Source organism: Desulfovibrio sp. SGI.102 (genome assembly GCF_050314315.1).
Taxonomy (GTDB): domain Bacteria; phylum Desulfobacterota; class Desulfovibrionia; order Desulfovibrionales; family Desulfovibrionaceae; genus Desulfovibrio.
In genome coordinates this window covers 1-15,066 of the sequence record NZ_JBNPNC010000055.1, presented here as the reverse complement: position 1 = coordinate 15,066, position 15,066 = coordinate 1, and the positions used below count along the sequence as shown (strand labels likewise).

Below are 15,066 nucleotides of genomic sequence, written 5' to 3'. Positions count from 1 at the left end.
ACTTGTGATTTTTTGTGCTTAAAAAATACATTTTTGTATCTTGTATTCCGAAAAAAGGACAGGTAGCCTGCGTGGTGGAGGGGGCCGAGCTATGTACAGAAATGACTGGTACCGACATCACGACTGCGGGAATTTCCTGCATGCCCTGCTGGGGGAATGCTGGCAGCCCGATCTGCTGATACAGCTGGGGGGCCTGCCCCCGGAAACGGCAGCAACGGCTTTCTGTCCTGCTGCATCTCCGCAGCCGGACTTCGTTCCCCTGAAAGACCTGCTGGACGCATACCCTGCCGCCGGGACGATATTCCGCCGGTTGCCGGAGCCGGATGGCCTGCCCCCGATCCTTGCCCTGCTGGGGCAGGAACGCGAGCTCGAAGCGCTGGAGGCCCTGCTGGCCCTCTGCCTGCGCCGCATCGACAGCCTGCGGCCCGGGGTCATCAAGGGCCTGCTGCTCTGCCTGTCGGAACGTCTGCTCCGCCTGCCCCTGTCTTCCGCTGATGCCGTGCGCCCCTATCTCCGGCTCTGCCGGGAACTCCATATGACCATCACCTGTTCGGGCAACTTCATCCCGAAACTTCCCGCCCTCTGCTTCCGGGCCAGGGCACAGGCCTTCCGCATCGCCGACAGGGAAGAGATGGCGCTCTTCGACCTGCTGATCGGGACGCTCAATGTCTGCAACACCCCGCGGCACAATGATCCGCGCCTGCATGCCATCATGCTGCGCGGCCGCCGCCAGCTGGAATCCCTGCGCAAGCCCGACCTGTTCGAGACCGCAGCCCCCTACCTGGGCATCCTTGCCTTCCTGGAAGGGGATTACAATCAGGCCATGAGCATCTTTACCCGCGTCAGCCGCAAGCTGCGTGCCCAGGAACGCCATCTGTTCGAACTTTTCTATGTCCGCCACTGGAGTTTTGCCGCGGCCAACCGCGGCGACTTCGATCTGGCGGCCAGCCTGCTGCTTTCCCGCCTGCGCCAGTCGTCCATCCGTAACGACATGTCCCTGACCCGCAGCCTCCGCAGCCAGCTGGCCTCCCTGTACCTGCGAACAGGAAAAAGCGACAAGGCCCTGGAGCAGCTGGATATCGCTCTTTCCGACATCACGGAACAGACGGACATCACGAGCATGGTCACCACGGTGCGCCATCTGGCCTGCTACCACATGCGGGAAGGCCACGCCGACGCTGCCTACCATGTGTTGCAGAACGTCTTGCACAAGGCGGCCCAGCGCGGTTTCCAGCGTCCCACCTATCTGAACGGCATGGTGCTCGAACTGCTCGAGGCCCTCCATGACCGGGGCTTTCCTCCCCTGCCCTGCTATGATTTTCCCCAGGAGCTGCAACGCTGCCTCAACGGCCCCAACCGTCTGCTGCGGGGCGTGGCCCTGCGCCTGCACGGCAAACAGCTGGCCGCGGCGGGTCAGACGGCCCAAGCCATCGAGGCCTGCCGCCACAGCATCACCCTGCTGGACGCCCTGCATGACGCGCTGGAAGCAGGCAAGAGCCGCCTGCTGCTGGCCCAGCTGCTGCTGCCGGAAGATGAAGGCAAGGCCCGCCTGCTGCTCCATGAAGCCTGGGCGGTCTACCCTTACCTGAAGCATCACTTCTGGCCGGAATCCCTGCTCCCGCTCATCCCCCGCTACCTGCGGGAAGGCCAGGACCAGGCCGTCTCCGAGCGTTCCCTGCTGGCGGCCTATCGTGAACATTTTGCCCCGCAGCGGCTGCGGACCTCGTTCGAATCCTTCCTGCCCATCCTCCTGACGGAATCCGCCCAGATCCTGGGAGCGGAGCACAGCTGCCTTTTCCTGCAATCCCATCCTTCGGCCCCCCTGCGCCAGCTGGCAAGCCAGGACAGCTCCGCCGTCGGGCCGGAGCTCTCCATCCCCTCCACCCTGGACGAGATCGCAGGCATCGTGGCCGAAGGCTCCCCGCTCCTGCTGGACAATCTGGGCGGCGGCAGCGGTGCCCGTGTCATCCTGGCGGGCATCCCCGTGGACTGCCGCCCCTACGGCATCTACGTCCTGTGTCACATGGGGTCGTTCCGGGAAGAGATCCGCCCCATGCTCAGTGAGGATCTTCTGCGGGACATCGGCAGGATCCTGGCCTGGTCCTGCACCACGGTCCTGGAGACGGAACAAAGCGTGCTGCGCAATGCCCCCCTGCCGGAAGGCCATCAGGAACTGGTCTGCGCTTCACCGGAAATGCGGCGTTTTCTTGAAGACATAGATACCGTGGCCGGGACGGATGCCTCCATCCTGCTCAACGGGGAATCCGGGGTAGGCAAGGAGATGCTGGCCCGCCGCATCCACGAAAAAAGCGGTCGCAGCGGGCGGCTTGTCACCATCAACATGGCCAGCCTTCAGGACGACCTGTTCGAGAGCGAATTCTTCGGCCATGAAAAAGGCTCGTTCACCGGCGCCATCAGCAGCAAGATCGGCCTGGTGGAACTGGCGGAAAACGGCACGCTTTTCCTCGACGAGCTGACGGAAGCCAGCCCGCGGGTTCAGGCCAAACTTTTGCGGGTCCTGCAGGAGCGGACGTTCCTGCGCGTGGGCGGGACGCGTCCCATCAACATCAATTTCCGCCTCGTGGCGGCATCCAACCGCCATATGAAGGAGGCCGTGCGCCAGGGCAGGTTCCGGGCGGACCTCTATTACCGGGTCGCCGTCATCTACCTGAAGATCCCGCCCCTCCGGGAACGACGGCAGGACATCCTGCCGCTGGCCCGCTATTATCTGCATTACTTCGCCAACCGTCATGCCCGCCCCTGCGTGCAGGATTTTTCCGACGAGAACCGTCGGCTGCTGGAACAATGGCCCTGGCCGGGCAATATCCGGGAACTGCGCAACGTGGTGGAACAGTCCGTGATCCTGAGCGGCGGCCGCACCTTGTTCTTCCACGAGAACATCCTGGACGACGATCCTCCGGCCGTCCCGCAGGAAGCGCCTTCTGCCGTACCGCCCGCCATACCGGCGCGGCTCTCCTCTCTAGAAGAGATGGAAAAGGCCCATATCGCGGCAGTCCTGGAGCATACGGCCTGGCGCATCGACGGCAAGGGCGGCGCGCTCACCATCCTCAAGATCAGCCGCTCCGCCCTGTACGCCAAGATCCGCAAGTACGGGCTCAGCCGCAACACCTGAGCCTTCCCCACCCTGCAAAAAAGGCCGGCAGACACCTTTTCGGTATCTGCCGGCCTTCATCGTCAGCATGTCGCCACCACGGCTTCACAGCCGGGAAGCATCCGTCCGCTAGCTTTCGGCGCTTTCGCGCATACGGCGCTCCATGCGCTCCATGAGCAGGGGCGACAGCACGCCCAGCACGCACAAAGCGATCAGGATCCAGCACAGGGACGTGGAGAAGAGGATGGACGGGTCCCCGTCGCTGATGAGCAGCGAGCGGCGCAGGCCGCGTTCGCCGATGGGGCCAAGGATCAGGCCCAGCACGATGGCGGCGGCATTGAAGTCGAACTTGCGCGCCAGATAGCCGATGACACCAAAGATGAGCATGATGGCCACTTCCACCACATTGTTGTGAATGGCGTAGGAACCGACCACGCACAGCAGGAAGATGGACGGGATGAGGATGGCATCGGACAGGCGGGAGATCTGGGCAAAGCCCTTGCAGCCCAGCATGCCCACGCCCAGCATGAAGAACTGCACCAGCACGAAACCGGCAAAGAAGGTGTAGGTCATGCCGGCATAGGTGGTGAACAGCTCCGGTCCGGGCTGCAGGCCATGGATGATAAGGCCGCCCATGAGCACGGCGGTCACGGACTCGCCGGGGATGCCCAGGGTCAGGGTGGGGATGAGCGAGCCGCCGGTCACGGCGTTGTTGGCCGCCTCGGAACCCGCCACGCCTTCGATGGAGCCCTTGCCGAATTCATCCTTGTGCTTGGAGAAGCGGCGGGCCTCGTTATAGCCCATGAAGCAGGCGATGGAGGCACCCGCACCGGGCAGGATGCCCACGATGTTGCCGATGAGCCACGACCGGATGATGGTGGGCGTGATGCGCTTGTATTCCGCCTTGCTCAGGCCGAAACGGTCGGTCATGGCCGAAGCCCTGGGCCGCTGCACGATGCGCTTTTCCGCCAGGATGAGCACCTGCGACATGGAGAACAGGCCGATGAGGGCGCAGGTGGTGTTGACGCCGTTATACAGGGTCGTCTGCCCGAACATGAAACGCGGCACCCCTTCCATGGGGTCCATGCCGATGGTGGAGATGAGCAGGCCGATGCCGCCGGAGATGAGGCCCTTGAGGATGGACTTGGACGATACGCCCGCGATGATGGTCAGGCCGAAGAGCGAGAGCCAGAAATATTCCGGGCTCTTGAACTTCATGGCCAGCTGCGCCAGCAGCGGGGAGAAGAAGTACAGCGAAATGCAGCTCAGAAGACCGCCGCAGAAGGAAGCGAAGCAGGCCGTGAACAGGGCCTTGGCCGCCTTGCCGCGCAGGGTGAGCTGATAGCCTTCGATGGCGGTGGCCGCCGAGGCGGGCGTGCCGGGCGTATGGATGAGGATGGCGCTGATGGAGCCGCCGAAGATGGCGCCGCAGTAGATGCCGCCCAGCACGATCAGGCCCGTGGCCGGGTCCATGCCGAAGGTGACGGGCAGCAGCAGGGCCACGCCCATGGCGGCGGAAAGGCCGGGCAGGCAGCCGATGGCGATGCCCACGATGGTGGACGCCAGCATGGCCAGCAGATTGATGGGCGAGATGGCATGCATGAAGCCTGCAGCCATGAGAGCCAGAGTATCCGTCATGACGATCCCCTTACTTGAACAGCAGGCCCACAGGCAGCGGGACCTTGAGGAAAAGCGTGAACACCGCGTAGATGAGCGCGGCCATGACCACTACCGTCAGCACGATATGCCAGCGCGGGACACGCAAAAAGGCCAGCGTGCCCACAAGATAGCAGATGCTGGCGATATAGAAGCCCGCCACATGCATGAGCAGCATGTAGCCCACGCAGCCCAGGCAGATGAAGGCAAATTGCTTCCACTGGAAGCCCGCGAACAGATCGGGCAGATCATTGTGGATGCCCGCCTGGCGGCGCAGCTGCCACAGGCAGCGCACCAGATAGCAGGTATTCAGGATCAGCAGGCCGGCGATGAGGCAGAGGGGATAGGTCTGCGCGTCCGGCGGCAGTTCCAGGGTCATGTACAGAAAAAAGAGCGTGAAGGCATACACCAGTGCCGTCACGCCGATATCGGATCGTTTCATACGGACCGCCTGAATGGAAAACGGCGGGAAAGGTCGCTCTTCCCCGCCGGGACATGACAGAGATTACTTCTTGTACAGCTTGGAGACCACGTCGCGGCAGAAGATCTCCTGCGCGGCGATGAGCTCGGCCAGCTGCTTGTTGTCCTTGAAATCAAGGCTCATGCCGGCCTTCTGGTGAGCCTCGATGCAGGCGGGATCCTGCATGGTCTTGCGGAAAGCGTCCACGTAAAAGTCCACGATCTCCTGCGGGGTGCCCTTGGGCAGCACCAGGGCGCGGGCGGAACCGTACCACTCCTTGTAGTAGCCCAGCTCGCCCAGGGTGGGCACATCGGGATATTCGGGCAGGCGGGCGGTGTTGAACACGCCCAGGATGCGCAGTTCGGGCTTGTCGCCGCTGCACAGGGGAGCCACGTCGGCCACCTTGGCGCAGGAGAAGTGCACTTCGCCCTGGCGCAGGGCCAGCAGCTGGTCGGCGGTGCCGCCGTAGGGAATGGCCTTGTAGTTGAAGCCGGCGGAAGTGGCCAGCAGCTGGGCAGCGGTGTGGTTGGAGGCTTCCACACCGTTGGTGGAGCAACGCAGGTTGCCCTTGGCCTTGCAGGCATCCACCAGTTCCTTGAGGCTCTTCCAGGGGCTGTTGGCGCGTACGACCACCACGCCGGTCTCGCTCAGCTGGTTGCAGACGGGCACCACGTCGCTGACGGCGAAGGTGGAGCCGGGCTGCACGGCCAGGGTGGTGAAGGTGGGCAGGTTGATGAAGCCGATGGTGCGGCCGTCGGGCTTGGAGTTGACCAGCTCGGTCCAGCCGATCTTGCCGTCGCCGCCGGGCAGGTTGTTGATGATCAGGGTCTTGCCCACATACTTCTCGGCCTGAGAAGCCAGCAGGCGCGCACCGGTATCCGTGCCGGAACCGGCCTTGTAAGCCACGATGACGGTCACATCGCCGTCAGGGGTCCACGCAGAAGCTGCCAGCGGCATGGCCAGCAGGGCCATGACCAGGAAAGCAAGGATCTTTTTCATGTTTCCTCCTCAAAAGATCTGTCGAACTGTGGCGCTTTGGACATTTTGGTGACAAGCGTCCGTTTTCCCTTACTGCCTTGCCCTGATGGCGTCAAGAAATGGAGCCGATCAGCCTTCACACGCAACTGACGCCTTCCCAGTAACGACAGGCCCCACCGATACCAGCAAAAGGCCTGGAGAAAGTCTTTGTCCGTTCAGACCATGCAGTGAGCAACGGTCGCCGCCGCTCCCCCGGTGCGGCACGCACGGCCGGATGTCCCGATACAACGTATCCTCCTGCCTGTCTGACAACAAAAAAGCCAGAGGACATCCCTCCGGCTTTTGTTCCCTGACATCATGGCCGCCACTGGACGAGGCACCGGCCATCACCGGCCGGCATCCGGTACGGGAGCCGCAGGGATGCCCAGCTCGCAGGCCTGTGAGCGCATGAAATCCGCCAGACTTTCCTGCCAGTGCGGCATGGAAGGCAGACCAAGCAGGCGCAGCATGCGCTTCTCAAGGCAGGAATTTTCCGGACGCCGTGCCGGCGTGACATATTCCGCCGAGGTGCAGGGCACTACAGACTGCTCCATACCGGCAAGGCGAAAGATCTCGCGGGCGAAGCCATACCAGGTCGTCTCGCCCTCGCAGGTCAGATGGAACGTGCCCACCAGACCGGGACGAAGCAGGATGTGACGCAGGGCCGCAGCGACCGCACTGGTGCTGGTAGGGTTGCCGCGCTGGTCATCCACGACCCGGAGCACCTCGTGCCCCTGCCGGGCCAGGCGCAGCATGGTGTGCACGAAGCTGGGGCCGCCGGGGCCGTACAGCCAGGAGATACGCGCGATGACATGATCCGGGCAGTGGGTGCGGACAGCCTGTTCGCCTGCCCATTTGCTCTGCCCGTAGACATTGATGCCGCCGTCCGGCACATCGAACTCATGGTAGGGCCTTTGCCCCGTACCGGAAAAGACATAGTCCGTGGACAGTGCCACGAGCCGTATATGACGGCGGGCGCACGCGGCCGCCACATTGGCCGATCCCAGAGCGTTGAGACGATACGCCAGATCCGGTTCTGCCTCGCACCTGTCCACTGCGGTCATGGCCGCACAGTGGATGACCACATCAGGCGCTATCCTGTCCAGCTGGCGGGCAAGCGCGTCTTCCTGCAGGATATCCGTCTCGGGGAGGTCCGTGGGGATGACCTCGAACCCTTCCAGTTCACGGCAAAGGGTCCTGCCAAGCATCCCCTTGCCACCGGTAAGCATGACCGTCGTACGGGACATGGCGCCCTCCTATCCCATATGGACGCCACACTCGGCGCAGTATTCCCTGAAACTCATACCCTGCCTGTCCTTGCTCGAACATTGCGGCCCTGATACAGGCCAGTCCACGGCAAGATCGGGATCATCCCAGCGTATGCAGCCTTCGTCTTCAGGATGATAATAGTCGGTGCATTTGTAATGGAAGTGCGCCACATCGCTCAGCACGGCAAAGCCATGGGCAAGCCCCGGAGCGATCCAGAGCTGATGCTGGTTGGCCGCGGAGAGCACCGCACCGTACCACCGGCCAAAAGTGGGCGAACCGGGCCGGATGTCCACGGCCACGTCAAAGACCTCGCCCAGCGAGACCATGACCAGCTTGCCCTGCGGATGTGTCTTCTGGAAGTGGAGCCCGCGCAGACAGCCCCGGCGTGACATGGAGTGATTGTCCTGCACGAAGGGAAGATCCACACCTTCTGACGCATAGCGCCGGCGCTGCCAGGTCTCCACAAAATAGCCGCGCTCGTCGCCCCATATCCTGGGCTTGACCAGCAGCACGCCTTCGATGCCCGTTGCCGTCACTTCCATGCTGTCCCCCCCATGTCCACCAGTTCGTACAGGTATTGCCCGTACTGGTTTTTATCCATCTCATGGGCCAGGGCCCGCACATCATCGGCAGAGATGTAGCCCTTGCGCCAGGCGATCTCCTCGGGGCAGGCGATCTTCAGGCCTTGCCGCATCTGGACGGTCTGCACGAAATTGGCGGCAGCCAGCAGGGAATCGTGGGTGCCGGTATCCAGCCAGGCCATGCCGCGCCCCATGAGCTCCACCTGCAGGAGGCCCTTTTCCAGATACATGTTGTTCAGGTCCGTGATCTCCAGCTCTCCACGAGCCGAAGGACGCACCTGCCGCGCCATGTCCACAACGTCACCGTCATAGAAATAAAGTCCGGTCACGGCAAAATTGGAGCGGGGCTCCTCCGGCTTTTCCTCGATGCTGGTAGCCCTTCCCCGTTCATCGAAGGCCACGACGCCATAGCGCTGGGGATCGGTAACATGATACCCAAAGACCGTGGCCCCCTGTCCCTGCGCCATGGCATGCTGGAGCAGAGCGTCCAGCCCGTGACCGAAAAAGATGTTGTCACCCAGGACGAGACAGGCCGGAGATCCGTCAAGAAAATCCTCCGCCAGCAGAAAGGCCTGTGCCAGCCCTTCGGGGCGGGGCTGTTCGATGTAGGAAAAAGAGCAGCCCCAACGCCTGCCGTCACCCAAAAGATCTTCGAACAGGGGCAGGTGGACGGGGGTGGAGATGATGGCGATATCCCGGATGCCCGCCAGCATGAGGACACTGAGGGGATAGTAGACCATGGGCTTGTCATAGACCGGCATGAGCTGTTTGCTGATGCTGCGCGTGAGGGGATACAGGCGCGTGCCCGATCCGCCGGCAAGAAGGATGCCTTTGCGTTGTTGTTTCATGAAGGAGCCTCGTTCGCTAAAAACGGCCCTGCCGGACCATCATCAGGGACTGATGCAGCGTCAGGCTGCTGTGCAAAAAGGCAGGGGGGCCACTCCTCCCCCCTGCCGCCGTGCGGCATACACGGCCCGGGCATGACGAGTCCGCGGTAACCCTGCAGCCCGGAAAATCGGCCTTGCGGCTGGGCTGCGTCCCGGCGCAGGCGTCTGCTGCAGCCCGGACACATGGACCGCCGGGCAGCCTCCAGACCGGCAGGCAGGGACACGGCTGTGCCGAACACGCGTCCTGCGGCGTATGATGTCGTGCCCGTGTGCTGCCGCATCACGCCTCTGCTGCGGAAGGTGATACAGCAGGCGGCATGGGACAGCCGGAAAATATGACTTGTTAGCGGGGCGGCAGGGAGCATGCCTGCCCCCTGCCTGCGGCATGCGGAGATACCCCGCACGGACACACGCCTGTGTGCGACCGGAGCCGCCGGCCGCACCCCGTCAGGAACCGGACGGCTGAGGGGCCAGCCAGTCCGGGCTGCATGCCGCTCCCGGTGCACTGCCACCGGGAAGATCTTATCGGGCCGCGCGCCGGCGGGCCCGCTCCATCCAGCCTTCGTGCTCCAGATACCAGCGTACGGTACGGAGCATGCCTTCCTCCAGCCCCACACGCGGCTGCCAGCCAAGCTCGTCCCGCATGCGTGCGGTATCCATGGCATAGCGCCAGTCATGGCCGGGCCTGTCGGCCACCCGGCGCACCAGCTCCCGGTAAGAACCGGCCGGACGGGGACGCTCGCTGTCCAGCGCGCGACACAGGCTGTCCACCAGCTCAAGATTGCTGCGCTCGCAATTGCCGCCGATATTGTAGCTGCGTCCGGGCAGGCCATGGCCCAGCACACGTTCCAGAGCCTCGCAATGTTCTTCCACATACAGCCAGTCGCGCACGTTCCGCCCCGATCCGTACAGGGGCATGGGCTCTCCGGCCAGTGCCCGGGAGATGAACAGCGGGATGAGCTTTTCCGGGAACTGGCGAGGTCCGTAATTGTTGGAACAATTGGTCACCAGCACGGGCAGGCCGTAGGTATGGCAAAAGGCCCGCGCCAGATGATCGCTGGCAGCCTTGCTGGCGGAATAGGGGCTGTTGGGGGCGTAAGGGGTATCCTCACGGAACGGCGCGTCATCCGGCCCCAGGGAACCGAAGACCTCGTCCGTGGAAACATGCAGGAAGCGGAAGTCCTGTTTTTCCTGGCCGGCAAGGCCCTGCCAGTAGTCCAGGGCACAATGCAGCAGGTTGGCGGTCCCCATCACGTTGGTACGCACGAAGACACCCGGATCGCTGATGGAACGGTCCACGTGGCTTTCGGCGGCAAAATGGACGATGGCCGAAGGACGGTGCGTGCGCAGCAGATAGGCCACCAGCTCCCTGTTGGCTATGTCGCCCTGCACCAGCACATGGCCCGGATCATGATCCAGGGGAGCAAGGTTTTCGGGATTGCCGCAGTAGGTCAGCTTGTCCAGGTCGATGACAGGGATGCCGGCGGCACGGGCCCGCAGAACGAAACAGGAACCGATGAAGCCGCAACCACCGGTGACCAGATACAAAGCCTGCATGACAAACGTTCTCCTTCTTCACCTTTCCCGCCGGAAATGAGGCTCCTCCAGCCAGGGCAGCCGGGCCGGCTGGACGCCTCTGCCGGGCATCCGCGCATCACATTTTGCGGGACGATGCCGCACCATCCTGCGCCGCAGTCTCTTCCTCTTCCCCGCCGGCCTGTTCCAGCCGGGCAAGGCGTTCCCCAAGGTCAGCGGTGCGCTGCCAGAGGAACCTGTTCTCGCGGCTCAGGTCGCGGCGTTCCTCCTCCATGGCATCCAGCCGCTGCCGCAGCCAGGCACAATGGCGGCGCAGCAGTTCCCCGGTCTCGCCACTGTCCTGCTGTGCCGCGCCGTCTGCCGCATGGCTTCCCGCAACAGGGCCTTCCGGGGCCCGCGTGTCCGCCATGTTTCCTTTACCGGTCATGAGCCATTCCAGGCTGACATGACACAAGCGGGAGATATTCAGGATGACTTCCACATTGGGACAATTGACGCCCCGCTCGTAACACCCCAGCGCCCCCTTGCTGATACCGAGCTGCCGGGCAAAAGCTTCCTGTGACGTGTACCCGCGTACCCGCCGGATACGCTCACCAAGATCCTGCATGGCATCCATCTGTCCACCACCTGTAACTGTCCATGTGACACAAAAAAGTGCTTTTTCTGCCCCTGCGGTCATTTTTTTGATCTACATGCCACATTCTGGAACATATCCATATCCAAAAAGACCATCCGGACGATACCGGGACAGATCCGTAGCAGGTGGCGTCAGCTTCTGCGCCGGCCCAGACGCTCCGCGACCTGCCGCAGGCTCCTGCGCAGGCCCTGGTACATGACCATGCGCCCCAGCCGTACCGCCAGCCGCACCGCCGCAGGCAGGCGCAGATACCACAGCCAGCGCCGCCGCCCACCGGCCGTGAGTTCCGGGCCCAGCAGACGGGCCAGGCCCCGGCCCATGCGGGCGTAATCGTGCAGGTAGCCGCCGCCCACGCCGTGATGCTGGCTGGTCGCATGCAGGCGCCAGCGCACGAGCCTGTGCGGCACAAAGAAAAAGCGGGTGCGGCAGGCCAGCTGGCACCACAGCCACCAGTCCGTCCAGCGCGGCACCGGCGACTGCCAGTCGCAGGCACGCAAAAGCTCCGTGCGCACCATGGCACAGGAAAAGGTGGGGATGACATTCTCCACCAGCATGGGCCCGCACAGGGAAAAGGTCCGCTGCCCTGCCCTGCCCCGGCGGGCATGCCCGGCCATGACGCGCGGGACGTAACCTGCAAACCAGCCTGTGGCCGCACCGGGCATGGGCCAGAGCTCCACGTCGTTGAAGATCACCCCGGCATCCGTGCCGTCCGCGGCGGCCAGCCGCAAGGACAGGTTGTCCCGCGTCCAGACGTCATCGGCTTCGAGAAAGGCTGTCCACCGGCCGCGCGCGACCGACAGGCCCAGCGCCAGGGTGGCGGGCAGGCCGTGGTTGCCGCCGTCCGCATGGGTGAAGACGCGCACGCGGGCATCCCGTGCGGCAAAGTCCCGCGCCACGGCCGGGGAGCCGTCCGTAGAACCGTCGTCCACCACCAGCAGTTCAAAGTCCGCAAAGTACTGGTCCAGCGCACTTTGCAGGGCCTGGGGCAGCCATTGCTCATAATTGTAGCTGGCCACGATGATACTGACAGCAGGAGAGGACATATGCACGATCTTGCAAAATATGCCGCGGCGCCGCTCTGCCCCGGCGGGACACAGGGGCGCCGCTTTGTGAAGGCGCCCCCCCGGGGACGGGAGGGCGCCTGTATCAGTCAGTTCTTTTCCCGGCGACGAGTATTACTCTGCCGATGTGAATGCGAACAGGCCAGCACCAGCCTTTTCCGCCGCATCTTGAGTCACTCCCATGAGAGTGATCGTGAGATCAGCCGTCTCATCCTTCAATTCCCCTCCCCCGAAGAAGGTACTGTCTACGATAATATTGACACCAATTTCGACATTATCACTATCCTTGATAGCCTGATAGTCGATATATTCCTCCCAGTTAGTAGCATCAACAAATTTGCCACGATCAGATTCGTGGACCAAGAGCTTGTCGGTACCGATTTCAAAATTATAAATGGTATCCGTCCCAAGCTGACGCCCGCCAACATTGTCAGTGTCAAATACGTTCGAAGTATTTTTCACCCACGAGTTGAACAGGAAGACGTCCTTCGCTCCATCCTTGCCGACGAGGACATCGTTACCACGACCGCCTTCAAGGATATTTTCGGCATTACCCATGGCCTTGATAAAGGATTCAGCCTGACCCCAATCCACCAGATTCTTCAGCCCCTCAAAGTCGATTGCCTTGTCGTTCGTGGCGACCAGCAGGTCATTGCTGCTGGCAGTCATCCAAGGCTCATCCAGCTTATCAGCAGTAGAAACGAAACCGGTATCGCTGCCATCGACATAGTTATCGATGTCCTTGACGGTGATGCCATTATCTCCGAGATCGGCGATGGTAACAGCAGCAGCATTTTTCACCAGGGGGCCGTCAGCAGCAGCCGTGATATGGGCAAGGGTATCAGCAATCTTGTAGCCACTTTCGTAGCTCTTACCATCTTCGGACAGAACTTCAGAACCCATCAGCACAGCAGTGCTGGCATTGGCGATGGCATCCACGGTGTCCACCAGAGTATAGGTGGGATCAGCCTTGATGGGAGGCGTGGCACCGGCCAGAAGGTCAGCGATACCGTCCTGCTGAGCCACGGTCACTTCCACGGCACTCGTAGCGTCCGTGATGGCGTAGTTGTCCGCCAGTGTACCATTGGCCTGGGCTTCCAGGGCTTCTTTCAGCGTGGCATAGGTCGCGGTCGTGACGCCAGTGTAAAGGTCAAGACCACCATTCTCAGCCTTAGGAGTCTCAGCCTTAAAATCACCCTTGCCAGCGTAGTCGGTGATCTTTTCTTCTTCACCGTAGAGCTGATAATGCTCCAGAGCGGTCAGGCCCTGTTCGGCAAAGGCGGCCTTCACTTCATCGACGGTCCAGTTGCTGCGGCCTTCGTAGCCGGTATCGTTCAGCTGCTTCACCTTGGCGACGAAGTAGGCTTCGCTGTCGAAGTCAGCGCTGGTGGCGATGCCTTCACTGGAACCGTACAGCTGGTAATGTTCCCAGGCGGACTCGATGCCAGCGGCCTTGAAGGCATCCATGACAGAGGCGGCATCCCACGTTTTGCCTTCGTACTTGACGGCGTTCAGGGCATCAGCCTTGGACTGCAGATAGAACATCGCATCAAAGGCTTTATTGGGGCTGATGTTCTCGTCCATGCCAAAATCGACGAAGTGCTGGTACAGGCCTTCGTCGCCTTCGTAACCGGCAGCTTTGAGGGCAGCCTTCACGTCATTCACAGACGACCAGCCCTTGCCGTCGTTCAGCTTGCCTTTAGGGTCGACAGCATTCAGCTGGGCCAGTTTGCCGTTAAGATAGAACGTCTCATCGAACCAGGTAGGATTAGCCATTGTTATCCTCCGGAGGATAGTGAAAGGTTTTGTGCCTTGGGCACACGCCGCATCCGCCCTGTGCGGATGCGGCCCAGAAGGGACGAACCGCTGGCTGTCTTGGTCTTGACAGCAGCGTGCGGCCTCGTCACCAGCATGGAGGTACCTAGCCACGTCGGTCCCGGACATGTTGCCCGGCCGCACGCGCGGGGACGTCCCTCCTCCGGTGCACGGCACCGGTACGGATGACAATGGGGCATGCCCCCTTTCCCCGTACCGCGCGGCCCTGTGCCGCAAACGGGGGTGCCATCCGCAGATATGAGCAGGTGCTGTCTGCGCCAGCCATGACGCACCATGAATGCATCACTGCGGGACTGTCTCAGCGGGGTACACCCCATTGAGACAGGCAGGCGGCGACAGCATGCCGGAAAATCACGATAACCTGTAGACATCAAAGAGATTTACAGCTTTTGAAACGGGTCTCACGTGAACATTGGATATATTCGTGTCAGTAGCTGCGGGCAGCGTACGGACAGGCAGTTGGAAGGGGTGGCGCTGGACAGGGTCTTCATGGACAAGACGAGTGGCAAAAACATGGACAGGCCGGAATTCCAGGCCTGTTTGCGTACCCTGCGGGCAGGGGACATGCTGCATGTGCACAGCATCGACCGCCTGACGCGCAGCCTGCAAGACCTGCTGGCCATACTGGAAGACATGGCGGACAGGAACGTGACTGTTAAATTCTACAAGGAAAATCTTGTATTCAGCGGGGAGAGCTCGCCCTTCCAGCGCCTGCATCTGCAGATCATCGGCGCCGTGGCCGAATTCGAGCGGGCCCTCATCCGGGAGCGCCAGCGCGAGGGCATCGCCCTGGCCAAACAGCGGGGCAAATACAAAGGAAGCAAAAAGCGCCTTACCGAGGACGAGATCACCCTGCTGGCAACACGGGCCCTCAAGAACAAAGAGAACATCTTGGGGCTGGCCCGGGAGTTCGGCATCTCGCGCCAGACAGCCTACCGCTATCTGCAATACGCGCGCTGCCGCGGGCTCTCCTGTACGGCAAAGGTGCTGCCGGACATAGATGAACTCCTGTAA

12 protein-coding genes are annotated in these 15,066 nt (G+C 62.3%); 2 read left to right on the top strand and 10 right to left on the bottom strand.

The annotated features are described in order from the left end of the window. The first annotated feature begins 91 nt into the window (after positions 1–91). The gene (locus tag ACQRCJ_RS10505) at positions 92–3,133 is read left to right on the top strand and encodes a sigma-54 interaction domain-containing protein (RefSeq protein ID WP_427799768.1); all 3,042 of its coding nucleotides are present in this window, start codon (positions 92–94) and stop codon (positions 3,131–3,133) included. A 108-nt stretch (positions 3,134–3,241) separates the two neighbouring features. Here ACQRCJ_RS10505 and ACQRCJ_RS10500 read toward each other — a convergent pair whose 3' ends face one another. The 10 genes from ACQRCJ_RS10500 to ACQRCJ_RS10455 all read right to left on the bottom strand — a co-directional run bounded on the left by ACQRCJ_RS10500 (position 3,242) and on the right by ACQRCJ_RS10455 (position 13,992). Continuing rightward, the gene (locus ACQRCJ_RS10500; RefSeq protein ID WP_427799767.1) at positions 3,242–4,750 is read right to left on the bottom strand and encodes a tripartite tricarboxylate transporter permease; all 1,509 of its coding nucleotides are present in this window, start codon (positions 4,748–4,750) and stop codon (positions 3,242–3,244) included. A 10-nt stretch (positions 4,751–4,760) separates the two neighbouring features. Beyond that, a complete protein-coding gene (locus tag ACQRCJ_RS10495; protein WP_168935008.1) occupies positions 4,761–5,210 on the bottom strand; it encodes a tripartite tricarboxylate transporter TctB family protein in 450 nt (149 codons plus the stop codon). Positions 5,211–5,273: 63 nt separating this feature from the next. After that, a complete protein-coding gene (locus ACQRCJ_RS10490; RefSeq protein ID WP_427799766.1) occupies positions 5,274–6,227 on the bottom strand; it encodes a Bug family tripartite tricarboxylate transporter substrate binding protein in 954 nt (317 codons plus the stop codon). Between the two features lie 365 nt (positions 6,228–6,592). Further along, positions 6,593–7,492, bottom strand: coding sequence for a dTDP-4-dehydrorhamnose reductase (gene rfbD / locus ACQRCJ_RS10485; protein WP_204674254.1), 900 nt, complete (start codon positions 7,490–7,492; stop codon positions 6,593–6,595). A gap of 9 nt (positions 7,493–7,501) precedes the next feature. Further along, complete coding sequence (rfbC, locus tag ACQRCJ_RS10480) at positions 7,502–8,056, bottom strand: dTDP-4-dehydrorhamnose 3,5-epimerase (RefSeq protein ID WP_204674255.1); 555 nt, start codon at positions 8,054–8,056, stop codon at positions 7,502–7,504. Further along, the gene (rfbA, locus tag ACQRCJ_RS10475; protein WP_204674256.1) at positions 8,047–8,943 is read right to left on the bottom strand and encodes a glucose-1-phosphate thymidylyltransferase RfbA; all 897 of its coding nucleotides are present in this window, start codon (positions 8,941–8,943) and stop codon (positions 8,047–8,049) included. The genes rfbC and rfbA overlap by 10 nt, the downstream gene beginning before the upstream one ends. 561 nt (positions 8,944–9,504) lie before the next feature. Beyond that, a complete protein-coding gene (gene rfbB / locus ACQRCJ_RS10470; RefSeq protein ID WP_427799765.1) occupies positions 9,505–10,539 on the bottom strand; it encodes a dTDP-glucose 4,6-dehydratase in 1,035 nt (344 codons plus the stop codon). 97 nt (positions 10,540–10,636) lie between these two features. Continuing rightward, positions 10,637–11,134, bottom strand: coding sequence for a helix-turn-helix domain-containing protein (locus ACQRCJ_RS10465; RefSeq protein ID WP_204674258.1), 498 nt, complete (start codon positions 11,132–11,134; stop codon positions 10,637–10,639). 152 nt (positions 11,135–11,286) lie between these two features. Continuing rightward, the gene (locus ACQRCJ_RS10460; RefSeq protein ID WP_427799764.1) at positions 11,287–12,198 is read right to left on the bottom strand and encodes a glycosyltransferase family 2 protein; all 912 of its coding nucleotides are present in this window, start codon (positions 12,196–12,198) and stop codon (positions 11,287–11,289) included. Between the two features lie 132 nt (positions 12,199–12,330). Further along, the gene (locus tag ACQRCJ_RS10455; protein WP_427799763.1) at positions 12,331–13,992 is read right to left on the bottom strand and encodes a hypothetical protein; all 1,662 of its coding nucleotides are present in this window, start codon (positions 13,990–13,992) and stop codon (positions 12,331–12,333) included. A gap of 465 nt (positions 13,993–14,457) precedes the next feature. On the opposite strand from ACQRCJ_RS10455, the gene ACQRCJ_RS10450 reads away from it, so the two are divergent. Beyond that, positions 14,458–15,066, top strand: coding sequence for a recombinase family protein (locus ACQRCJ_RS10450; RefSeq protein WP_427799762.1), 609 nt, complete (start codon positions 14,458–14,460; stop codon positions 15,064–15,066).